This is a genomic window from Dyadobacter sp. 22481, from assembly GCF_052044875.1.
Lineage (GTDB): Bacteria > Bacteroidota > Bacteroidia > Cytophagales > Spirosomataceae > Dyadobacter > Dyadobacter endophyticus.
On the sequence record NZ_JBQENV010000002.1, the window covers coordinates 739,343 to 751,342 of the forward strand.

Annotated in this window: 9 protein-coding genes; all 9 read right to left on the reverse strand. The window is 45.1% G+C overall.

Going from position 1 to position 12,000, the window contains the following annotated elements:
• Nucleotides 1-10: 10 nt before the first annotated feature.
• The 9 genes from ACTJJJ_RS13160 to ACTJJJ_RS13200 all read right to left on the reverse strand — a co-directional run bounded on the left by ACTJJJ_RS13160 (nt 11) and on the right by ACTJJJ_RS13200 (nt 11,995).
• Complete coding sequence (locus ACTJJJ_RS13160) at nt 11-1,012, reverse strand: sugar transferase (protein WP_188934484.1); 1,002 nt, start codon at nt 1,010-1,012, stop codon at nt 11-13.
• A 240-nt stretch (nt 1,013-1,252) separates the two neighbouring features.
• The gene (locus ACTJJJ_RS13165; RefSeq protein WP_426292919.1) at nt 1,253-2,263 is read right to left on the reverse strand and encodes an NAD-dependent epimerase/dehydratase family protein; all 1,011 of its coding nucleotides are present in this window, start codon (nt 2,261-2,263) and stop codon (nt 1,253-1,255) included.
• Nucleotides 2,260-3,387, reverse strand: coding sequence for a glycosyltransferase family 4 protein (locus ACTJJJ_RS13170; RefSeq protein ID WP_440702022.1), 1,128 nt, complete (start codon nt 3,385-3,387; stop codon nt 2,260-2,262). Before ACTJJJ_RS13170 ends, ACTJJJ_RS13165 begins: the two co-directional genes overlap by 4 nt.
• 258 nt (nt 3,388-3,645) lie before the next feature.
• Entirely contained in the window at nt 3,646-5,832 is a 2,187-nt protein-coding gene (locus ACTJJJ_RS13175) for a hypothetical protein (RefSeq protein ID WP_440702023.1), read from the reverse strand.
• Between the two features lie 516 nt (nt 5,833-6,348).
• Entirely contained in the window at nt 6,349-7,464 is a 1,116-nt protein-coding gene (locus tag ACTJJJ_RS13180; RefSeq protein ID WP_440702024.1) for a glycosyltransferase, read from the reverse strand.
• 7 nt (nt 7,465-7,471) lie between these two features.
• A complete protein-coding gene (locus ACTJJJ_RS13185) occupies nt 7,472-8,602 on the reverse strand; it encodes a right-handed parallel beta-helix repeat-containing protein (RefSeq protein ID WP_440702025.1) in 1,131 nt (376 codons plus the stop codon).
• Between the two features lie 244 nt (nt 8,603-8,846).
• Complete coding sequence (locus ACTJJJ_RS13190) at nt 8,847-10,043, reverse strand: hypothetical protein (RefSeq protein WP_440702026.1); 1,197 nt, start codon at nt 10,041-10,043, stop codon at nt 8,847-8,849.
• Nucleotides 10,043-11,158, reverse strand: a complete 1,116-nt coding sequence (locus ACTJJJ_RS13195; RefSeq protein WP_188934469.1) for an EpsG family protein — start codon at nt 11,156-11,158, stop codon at nt 10,043-10,045. Before ACTJJJ_RS13195 ends, ACTJJJ_RS13190 begins: the two co-directional genes overlap by 1 nt.
• 24 nt (nt 11,159-11,182) lie before the next feature.
• Nucleotides 11,183-11,995: a glycosyltransferase family 2 protein gene (locus ACTJJJ_RS13200; RefSeq protein ID WP_440702027.1), complete on the reverse strand. Its 813-nt coding sequence runs from the start codon at nt 11,993-11,995 to the stop codon at nt 11,183-11,185.
• Nucleotides 11,996-12,000: the final 5 nt, after the last annotated feature.

The window sequence follows — 12,000 nt, forward strand, 5'->3', positions numbered from 1 at the left end:
GGTGCGGTATTTACCTGCCTCTTTTTCCAAATATTACAACTGCTGTCAGGAGAATGATCTTAAGTTCTAAGAACAACGTCCAATTCTTGATGTAATAGAGGTCATACATCAATTTATGCCGCGCGTCATATACACCTGCGCCATACGAGTACATTACCTGTGCGTAACCGGTGATTCCGGGCTTGACATTATGTCTGAAATTATAATAAGGTATCGTTTCGTCGAAGGTTTCGGTAAAAACGAGTCGTTCAGGTCTGGGGCCGATGAGTGACAGGTCCCTTCTGAAAATATTGATGATTTGCGGGAGTTCGTCAATGCGGGTCATTCTCATAAAAGATCCGTACGGGAAAATCCGCGAATCTTTCTTCTTGGAGAATGCGGCACCGTTTTGCTCCGCATCCAGGCCCATTGACCGGAATTTAATGCAATGGAATAACTTGTTGTCCATTCCCACACGCTCCTGGTAGAAGAAAACCGGGCCTGGTGATTGCAATTTAATACGGAAAAAGCTTAGGATCCAGAGAGGAAGCGTACAGAGGAAAAGTACAATAGAGATAGTTACATCTATGATTTTCTTGGGGTATCTCACTCTTCTTCCGAAAGTGGGGACTGAAAGGAGATTAGGGTTGATTTCCGTTATATCGTCGGGAATGTAGACTTTTTTTAGAAATCTCTCGCAGAAATCATACACGGTGGTGATCCTGATCGATTTGTTTTTCCGAACGACCAGCTCATATATTACTCTATTACGCTTGTCGTAAACGGGGTTGGTAACTAGGTGAACCTTTTCGAATTTGTCGAGTAGTGGCCTTACAGTGTGGTTCAGGAGATAATCGTCATCGTCGGAATGCGGTATCAGGATGATTTCCTTGTACCTTTTTAATAGTAGCGCTAGATCATATTTCTGTAAAAAATAGTCATAGCTCGTTACTATCAAAACCTCCTCGGAAGTAGATGTTTTACTAAGAAGGCGATGAACAAACCTCCGATTAGAGACGTAGGTGTTTTTCATATGTGTGCGCAAATGTTGGGAAAATTATACAAATAGTGTGCTCGAAAGTCACAAGTTTAAATATAAACTTTGAATAATCAAAACTTTAAATTCCCGATAAGTTTGCCGCATCCAGGGTTTCCAATGAGATGCGTAGTTACATTTTCAGCGATGATAAGTAACTAGGTATTAGCTGATAGCCAGGGTAGAGGTTCGAAGTTTTAAAAAGACGCCGCACCCCTTGTTTCTACTTGGCAGGTATCAACCTTGTTTGAAATAACTTTTGTACCAGCTGGCGAAAAGCTCTACACCCTGGGCTATGTCCGTTTGCGGCTTGTAGCCCGTCGCTTCTTCAAGCTGCGTAGTATCGGCCCAGGTCGATACGATATCGCCGGGTACGATCGGATGCATTTCCTTAACAGCCTCTTTCCCAAGGGATCGTTCCAGACATTGGATGAAATAGAACAGTTCCACGGGCTTTCCATTTCCGATATTGAAAATCTGATAGTATTCCGGAAGCACTGCATCTATCACTGACGTAATGCCCGCTGCGATGTCGTCTATATACGTAAAGTCGCGTTTCATGAGGCCGTTGTTGAAAACCTTGATCGGTTTCCCGTTCAGGATTGCGTCGGCGAAGAGGAAAGGGGCCATATCGGGCCTTCCCCAAGGACCATACACGGTAAAAAAACGCAATCCCACCGTGGTGAATTTATAAAGATGGCTATATGCATGAGCCATCAATTCGTTACTCTTTTTCGAGGCCGCGTAGATGTTGATCGGGCTGTCGACCTTTTGCGCGGTAGAAAACGGCTGCTCCTCATTAAGCCCGTAAACGCTTGAGCTGCTGGCGAAGATCAGTTTCTGAGGCGGAAATTGCCGGCAACATTCCAGGATATTAAAAAAGCCTTCGACGTTAGATTTCAAGTATGATCTCGGGTTCTCGATGCTGTACCGGATGCCGGCCTGTGCTGCCAGATTAATGACGTAGTCAAATCGATGCGCTTCGAACAAGCGAAGTAACGCGTCCATATCTAGGAGGTCGAGGCGCTGGAATGTGTAATTTCCTGATTTACTGTAATATATATTATCCCAATTAGCTGTCAGCGTTATACCTTCAATTCCGCATTCTTCCAGGCGGTCAATCTTAAGCGCGGTTGAATAGTAATCGTTGATATTGTCGATCCCAAATACCTGATGCCCTTCTGCAATCAATTTTTTTACAATATAAAAGCCTATAAAGCCGGCAGCACCTGTCACTAATATTTTCATTGGGCGTATAGTTTTACAATCTCACTAAATATCTTGTTTTCAGAGAATTCGGCTATCGCAAGTTCGCGGCTTATCGCGCCCATTTCGGGCCAGCGTTGCTCGTTTGCCAGCATATTTTCGACGGCTATGCGGATAGCTTCGACGGACCGGGGCTCGATCAGCAGCCCATTTTGGTTGGAAACGATCGTGAGCTTGCAGCCCGGCACACTGGTCGTAATAACAGGCAATCCGCTGGCAAGTGCCTCTAAAATGCTCCTCGGAATCCCTTCACGATAGTAGCTGGGCAGGATGAACACGTCAGCCTGGCACAGATGTTCCTGGATACGGTCTTGTCGGCCCAGAAAACGTATAGTGGTGCTGGATTTGTATTTTTCGACGTATTCGGGTGTAACACCTCGGGGGTTTTTGGTATCGGGCTCGCCGATGATTCTGAGCTCAACCTGGGCCCGAAGGTTAGCCGGCAGCGACTCGAATGCCTCCACCATTTCCCGAATGCCTTTTTCCCAGATCAATCTCGTTGTGCACAAAAAGACTTTCTTCCCGGACACCGGGCGCTTTTGCTCCCTTAGCGGCGAGAATTTCATGATGTCCACGCCACTGCCTTTTACGACCCTGATCTTCTTCCTGAATAGCTTTTTGAACAGGAAATCGTTATAGTCATCGGGATTTTGGATAATGACCAGATCCGCACGTAGAAATTGGAGAAAGAATAAAACCTGCTGTATCCATTTTAAGATCCTGAATTTCAGGCCAGGGTTCGCAAATGCAATGCCTAATCCGGCAATGTGCAGCACGGTTTTCCTGGTCGTCAGAAGGTTCGCGCAGAAGTTCATCAGGTTCGGGACGAACTTGAAAGAATGCACAATGTCTGCATTGCAGGCGCGCGCATAGCGTCGTATTTCAAATACAGCCTTCAGGAGATGAAGGGGATTGGTATTGTCTCTTTCGATACTCGAGTTTGTGATTTCAAACCCCTCTTTGCGAATCAAATCGGTGTATTTGTCATTCGGTAGTATGACAAATACTTTATAGCCCTGGTCTCTGAGGAAATGTGCAAAAGGTAGCCGGGCCTTATAGAAATCTTCTCCGTCGTGGGCAAGAAGAAGTAGATTCTTATTGCTCATCTTAAAGGTAAGGCTGGTGGAAAAAAGCTGTTACTTTCTTGAAACAGGTAAGCTTTTGAGAAAAGCCTGAGGAATTCGCCTCTGTCGGATAAACGATAGTCATGAAATTAAACCTAGTGTGTTGGTTTCCGCAGCGAAAATACGCCATTAGAATCTGATTTCAACACAATTCATCCAGAAATGTCACGATTACAACGAAAAGGCCGTCCCGGTTTACCGGACGGCCTTTTCGTTGTTGTTAACGGATCGCCTAAAGTATTACGGTTCGACGGACCATGTTCCGACCATCGATTTGATATGCCATGAATTGTCACTTTCCTTTTTAAGCACAATTCTGCTGCCTACCGTGCTGCTGTAGATATACTTGAAGTTTACCGGAGAAATAGGCAGTATGTTATCGGTCGAAGCGGGAAGGATCCGTACTTGATAAGGTGAACGCACCTCGACAATGACTTCCGGAAAGTTAGGATTTACTTTCTCGAGTTTCAGAAATCGTACAGCTTTTGAGCTTTGATTGTGGTAAAGATAGCCGTAGTACACAAATCCGGCATACCTCGTGTAATCACCAAAGTCGGTAGATAAATAACCTAGTTTGTCGGAAATGGCAATTTCGGCGTTGTGAACGATCATATAGCGGCTGGTCGGTGCCGATGTTGCAAGAACAGGATCTGTAAGTGTACAGTTATAGATTCTCGCGCCGGCGCCGTTCAAGTCCCGGTAACAGAACGAAGACGTGATCTTTTGAGTTGGATTCGCATCTTGAATGGTCGGATTGAGTATATGAATGTTCCCGATATTGGCATCACCGGGATCTCCCACCGCTTTGTATACGAAAAAGGCGGCGCCGAAATTCGGAGATGTGCTTCCAGACCTGTTGGGGTTGATTGCAATAGGGTTGATGATCTGCACCATCGGCCCCCTCGCGCTCCAGTTACGTGAGCAATATGCATTCCATCTGCTGTTTTCCCACACTGGGTTCTTCACAATCACTGTTCCGGCCAATGCCGCGGTGGCGCTGTTGTTCGAGAAGCCGTAATGGCTGCCATAGTCGTAGTGGTTTTCCACAACAATATCGATTTTTCGATCCGTTCCCGAAAGCGGGGCAGGCGCGATGAGCAAACCAATTCCCTGGTTTTCTCTTGTGGTTGTATTGATTATTCGAATGTTTTCAAGAAACTGATTGGCAAAATTAGGTTCTAAGTTGATTCCGGCCTGCGGAGCTTCCCCGTTCGATCTACTGAATATGCCGTTCTGGACCAGGATATTTTTGCCTGAAATAATCGTAAGCCCCTGTCGACGGTTATTATCCGCTTTTACATTCAGCAGGTTAATGTTGTCGCTAAATGCCTTGTTGCTGGTAGCACTGACGTAGAAGCCGTCGCCACCGCCGTCGTTTGCCGAAATTCCATCAATGGTGACGTTGGAGGAGCCTTGAATTGCAAATATGTGCCTGTTTGCACCGGAAGTATAAGTTTCGCGGTGATCCTTAAAAACTACGTCTTTGCCTTTTAGCGACACGTTGATAATCCCGATCAAATAAACCATAGGGTCGTTGGCACCAAGTGTTCCCATTCCCTCGACGACCACATTATCCCCGAATGTGATGTTTTTATTGGGCATAATTTTAATCGCTCTGATCCGGTAAGACGAAGCCGAAGCCGGGAAGTAAAGATTGGGGTATTTGGTATTGTTGAGTAACGATTGCCAAAGCGCCGTCTGATCAGTGACACCGTCGGCAATAATGCCGAACCAGTTTACATTGACAATCCCGTCGTAAACTCTTTCATACCTTCTGCCCCCTGGGGCGATCAACGTCACAGCTCCGTCGTCTACGGCTGTCGATGTCGCTATGTATCGGAACATGCCTTGTTTGAGATTGTCGGTAATGAAGACGACCGATGTCGTATCCGCAGCGCCTGCGCGCAGTTGTGCGATGCTTAGGTAGCGGACATACGACGGCGTCGTATCCAGGTTGATCCGGGCGGTCGATGGGGCTGCCCCTTCGTCCACATTAAAAGCCAACCTGCCTACTTCTACGAAAGTGCTCTGATTCGTGGCATTTCTATGTCCTCTCAGGAGTTGGAACGCTCCTTTCTGATCGGGAGTCACAAATCTGCCGCGAACGGAATAGGTGATCGACTGTTTGCTGGATGTGAGCTCATCGCCGATCAGGTCGGAAAAAGTGCCTCCTGTCTGCTGGAAACCGGCCGGTGCAATAAGCTTCAATCTAAACGAATTGGAATTCTCGAAAACGAACGCAGTGTTCGCGGGAATGCTTAGTAGCCGCGCCGTTATCGTAATCTCAAACTCTTCATTTATACCGACCTGGCCGGCATCCGTCTTTATTTCGAACCGAATAGGATCAATTTTGGGTGCTTCTGCGGCTGACACGACGAGCGGGATGCAGATCAGCGTCGTGATCAATGAATACAATAATCGTTTCATAAATGGTAAAATTGTAGTATAGTATCAATTATAAAGTCGAAATAATTTTATAAATCTACTTACATATTTGAAATGTTGTGACAAATGTAGAAAATATTTTGTGACAGAAACTTGTGCCACTATTCGAACTGCTTAGCAGTAAATGTAATTTGCAAAGTAGATTAAATTAGTTTTGCTTGTCATATTTGTTGTTACAAGCGGTTTCTGAGGGCAGAAGTCGGTGATTGTCTAAGTTTTAAGAAGGAATTTGGCCAATTTTAGCCGTGGATTTGCTTCTATCTGAAATGCCGCTCAACTGAGGAATTAGCTCCAATAGTTTTTTGTTTTGTAGAACAAATTGCTATAATATGTAGAACTATTGTACCTGTATTTCAAAAGGTGACTTGCGAAAAGAGATAGCCGCACATGCCCGTATACCGGGAAGAAGCTTCCGGTTTAGCAATCGAGGACAGAAGTAAGATGGATTTAGATAATGCGGTAGGGACGTCTTTTCTCTAATCTCCTGATATGGGCGGATTATCGTTTATACGAAAGAAGTTCCGTATATAAGTCGACGTGATTTCTTGCCATTTGCATTAGGCTATTCCGGGAGGCATGGGCGAGCCCAGTGGCGATAAGCGCCGAATGCTGTGCCTCATTCAATGCGGATACTAGCGCGATTTTTTCTGACAGTACCTTCGCCTCACCAGCGGGAAAAAGCATTTCGGCTGTGGGGACAACGTCGTTAATGCCGGGAACGTCCGATCCCAGGAAAGGCTTTCCGGCCGCGAGCGCTTCAAGCGCGACGCCCGACATCCCCTCGTAGGCAGATGACAAAATGTTGATATCAACTGATTTCATCAAACGCGGGATATCGTTTCGAAAGCCGAGGAAGAAAACATTGTTATGCAGGTGGTTTTCGTCTGCATACCTTTCGGTTGCGGCCCTGTCCGGACCGTCGCCTGCTATGAACAGGTAAAAATGTGACGGAAGAAATTTCAGTGCGTCAATCAGGGTCCTGTGATCCTTCGGGTATTGGATTCGGGCCGTCATCATCAGCGTTATGGCGTTCGGGGGAAGGTCGAACTCCTTAGTCCAGAACGACTTGGGGTAGGTTTCGGCATTTTGGAAAGAGTCGATATCGACCCCATTGCGAATCACCGTGATTTGTTCTACAGGACAAACACGCCCTTCGAGAAAGCTTTTTACTTTCGGAGTGATGGCAACGATCCGGTTGAAATGGGAATACATCCATTTTTCGATCGGACGAAGATATGCCCTCCCTGCACGCTTGTTCTGTGTGTTGTGCTCGGTGAAAACCAGCGCAGGTTTGTAGCCGATAAATTTAGAAGCAATAGCAGTCCAGTACAGCGATGGGAACAAATGCGCGTGAACAACGTCAAAACGACGATTTCGCAGAAAGCGGATCAGGCTTGCAATGTGTTTAGGGGAGTATACACTACCCGTTCCCAGGCTGAGGCATTCGATACCCTGATCGGTCAGGGCTTTTAAGTAAGAGGGCTCCGCCTGCGCATCGGATAATTGCAGGACAGCGACTTCGTGCCCGAGCGATTTGTAAACGGGTAAGATGTTAACAAGCAATTTTTCGGCCCCACCCCGGCCGAGGTAATTGATGATGTGGAGGACTTTCAATGGAATATCAGTTGAACGAATTGCCTTTGATGGTTACTTTTGCCTGGTTCTTGACATCAATATACGCTTTTTGATCCTTCTCGTTATTACTTCTTGCATTGGCGCTTACAGCCTGTTTTGCCGAAGCCTCAGGAACAATCGTCATTTTATTGTTAATGATTTGCAACCCATCCAGCATGAAGCTTGGTTTATAAATGGTTACGAAAGCAAACTTTGCCCGGGGAATCTTATAAGTAAGGAGCTCTCCGTTATAGGCCATGGTGTTGTTCCTGATGATGATCGGGCCAAAATGGTTTTTCAACGTATCGGATTGAGCACAATCTTCGGACAACTGCACAGCAACAGAACTTTGCGAAAACTTGTTTTTCTCGATCAAATGCCCACCCCAGTCGCATTCAACGTGGATGTTTCGGGAATAACCGCCTATTACATTATTCCTGATTATGGCGTTTTCAGTGTTATGTTCAAGAACGACGCCACAACGGCCCATATACTTCGAATCCGAGAGGTTGTTCATGATTACATTGTTTTCGACAACTGGTTTATGGGCGGAAATAAATTCTACTCCGTCGCCTGCATCATCTTTCCTACTGAATCCCCAAACATTCAGGATTTTGCAATTTCTTACTATCGGTGATTCTGCCCTGTGTCTTCTGTCGTATTTGCGGTTGAAGTAGTTCCCGATCATGATCCCCCTGCCATAGAAATTGCGAATAGTCACGTTTTCAACCTTCATCGTGCGGACATTCAACCCGGACAGCGCGTGGCTGTATATGAGTGTCGGTTTCCCGAAAAATGGATGGCTCGGAGAGTAGGGGATGTTGTTCCCAACCAGCTCAATATTCGAAATGGTAATGGTTAGTTCAGGTTTGGCCGCATTTCCGTGAAATTGAAAGAAACCGTGCGGGACCCTTGTCGAATCTGCATCCTTAAGAACGGGCAATTTACCCTTTGCATTCTTCACGCCGGTCACGACGATATCAAGCGAGCCCGTCTTCTTCTCCAGTGTAACCTGGGTAAGAACCGGGTAGATGCCGTATTTGATCTTTATTGTGCCCTTACCTGCTTTCGCAATCTCGTTAACGGCTTTTTGGAAGACTGGACCATAATCCTTAACCGTGTCCGAAAAAGTAATCATTTTCACCAGATTTTGCCCATAGGAGACGGGTGCTTGTGTTAGGAAAATGAAACTAATTATAAAACGCACCCAGTTGATTGCTTTCATACGTGTAAGTGTCTTTTAGAAATCTGCTTCCTTTATCAATAACGTTAATAACCGCCGATGCACAAAATTTGATCCAGCGCCATCAGATAGCCCAATTTGGCCCAACTTGAATAATGGGAGTTGTTTCCTCAGCGATTCGGGGCAATATTTCTCAGTTTCAACCAGAAACTTGCTGCTTAAAATCATTTGCAATGAATTCGGTGCCGTACATCTGCTTGAATTTGTCAAGATTTGCGGACTGCTCATCATATTTGGATATCACCTCCGTATCCCGTTTTCCGATGCGCGAAAGAATTTCGGCCATTTCGCCGAGATCGGCACACAAAAAGCCGATATTTCCGACTTGATTTGTGAGATACTCGAAAAACGGATGCCTGAGTGCTATAATCGGCTTAGTAAAATCTATCACGTCCATAACCGACCCACTGGCTCTGAAAATGTACTGCTCAGGCCCGTAAAAGAAAACAGCATAATCGATTTTACGAACTTCTTCAACAAAAGTCTGGCGAGATATGTACCCACCTTTCTTCCCGTTCGTGAAATCGGAAACAAGCGTATTGCGATAGGGCGCGGCGTCTTCATCGATTGACCCGATCGATACAAACCTGAGTTGGCCGGCGGCTATTGGTCCGGAGAGGAGCTGGGCCAACGAATAAACCTGATGTGCGTTTTTCCGGATGCTCAATCCTCCCACCTGAGCTATCGTTACGGGTAAGGGTGCATGACTGATTTTTGTCGGAATTGTTTTCGAATACGGATAGGGGTGATCGATCTCGATAATTTCGTGAGGTTTCAGATGCTGGTCGAGTACCAGTTTGCTCTTCGATATTTTGTTCAGCAGAATATATCTGAAATTCGGAGCCGGCGTACGGACGATCCGCTTATAGAGATAAGCCATTTCCCTTTCCCAAGCATTATCTGTAAAATAGATGAATTCGATCTCGCCGTGTACAACGACCATCGCCTCGACACGTGTGTAAATTCTTTTAAGTGCTTTGATCAGCAGAATTGAGGTAGGGTGGGCCTTCAATACAATAATTTTGTCGGACCCTGTTTTTTTGGCTCGAGAAAATATTCGCCAGAAAAGAAGGCCGTCGGAAATTAAATTGCTGATAACTTTAAAAGCCTTTCGGAGTTTCCCGCTTACAGGTTTTTTTTCTTCGATAGGATACAACCGTAATCGTTCCTTTTCCTCTGTGCTCAGGTATTTCGCTACCTGAATCTGATGCGGACCTCCTGCGTAAAAAGCTATCGGCGAAACAGGATAGGCGCTCATTAAAACCTGAATCATCGACGCATTGAATACAACGTGCGTATGTTCAGCAGAGTTAGTATCTACAACGTGAATCATCATCAATAAACAAAACGATAGGTGTCTTCTGAGAAAATCCAGATGTATGGCACCAACAGGTCCATCGCATTCACCAGAATCGATAACATTTTAAAAAGCGAATAAGCAATAATTAAAATGAGCCAGATCGACTTACTTTTAACATTTACGTAGATAATACAAAGCAGAAGTATTTCATAGAAATAGAAATAGGTGGCGGCCCTCTGAAGTGTTATAAAATCTACCACAATGAAAAACAGGATGTTTCCAAATGTGTAAAGATTTAAAAACCCTTTGTATAAATCCTTTCTTATTGTGACCCGCTCCTGAAAGTAAAAGAAAACGGGGAGCAGAATTGCTCGCTTGGCAATAGCGGCCGTCAGGCGTTGTGTTTTGCTTAGCTCATATTGGGGGTCAACCTCGTTTCCGATCTCGAGATAATTCAGGGCCTTTTGACTGATCCTGTCAAGTCCAATCCCCGCTGGCGTAATGTTGGCAATCAATTCGAGTAGACTTTCGGATATACCCGAGGCTCCAATGGCCACAGCGACAATAAGGATGATGGATTTTGACCGTACACTCCATTCGGCATTAAATATGAAATATGACACCAGAAATATGTACGATGTAACGTGAATCTGGGCCGCAAGTATTACGAAAAAGACAAATAGCCAAGGTTTTCGTTCTATGATAAAGTGACTGCTTAGAACGCACAGGCTGACTGCAAGCGTTTGTCTTACAGCGGTGATGTCGGCGAGGGCAGTTCCCCAATACAAGATCACGGCCAAGAATATGGCTCCCGCGTATTTGTAGAAGAATGTCGTTTTTATGCCTATCGCAATAGTGGAAAGGACGATAAGGTAAAAAGTAAAGCTTGAAGAGAAAATGCGCAGGAACTGAACGAATTTCACGTAGCCGGGCTCCATGGCGATTAGAAAGAAGGGGTCGTCGGTAGTAAACTTCGTGAAGAAGCTGTGATACGGGCGCCAGTCATTACCAGTATTCCAACGTAACCCACCCATGACGATAAATGAGAGCGTCAGGAATATGTACATTGCTTTCTTTGTCTGCTCCGGAACTGTCACCATTTCGAGCAGAGCAAATAATATAAGAATGCAAAATACGGTATAGTAAAGCATCTAACGTTCTGTAATATTGTGGGTTCAGCCTTTTATTTTATTTAAAATCCCTTTGATTTTCTCCTTCCTATCGATCCCTATTAATTTGATTATTTTTCCGTAGAACGTTATCCGGGCGGCAGATTTAAACCATGCAAATGAGGGTATTGATTTATAAACCCCGTTGTTAATTTGGGCCCTTCTGATTTCACGGAGAAGTAATGTGTTGCTCGCTGTTGCGCTAACTCCCTCCGTTCTCATCTTTGCAATCGTGAATGGGAGATACGCTGCGTCGTGTTCTTTAAGGTAACTAAGCAGGAGGTCGTAATCACCAGCGATTTTAAAAGTAGTATCAAAAAGACGGGTTGCAAATAGTGATTTTGAATGAAATGTCCCTTGATGAGAAATATTCATCCTGATATTGATACAATAATGCTTTAACGTCGACCATTCTGCGCCAAGAATCTGGTCGGGGCCTTGTGAATATAGCCGTCGGACATTTCCATAAGCGACGAGGTTTTTGGTTGCGGCCAGCAAGGGAGCTGCTTTTTCCAATACATTCGGTTCAAATAGGAAATCGTCCGCATTGATGAATAATAGCCAGTCGCCTGTGGATGCACGAACCCCTTTATTCATAGCATCATAGATCCCTTTGTCGCTTTCGCTGATCCAGTACGTGATTTGCGATTCATAGCGGCGGATAATGTTGAGTGTATTGTCGGTCGATTTACCGTCAATTATGATATATTCAAAATTGTCGTAAGTTTGATTTACGATACTTTGAATGGTTTCCTCAATGTGTTGTTCACCGTTTCGAACGACAGTTATTAGTGATATCTTCGGATGTTTTCGATCCATTAGAA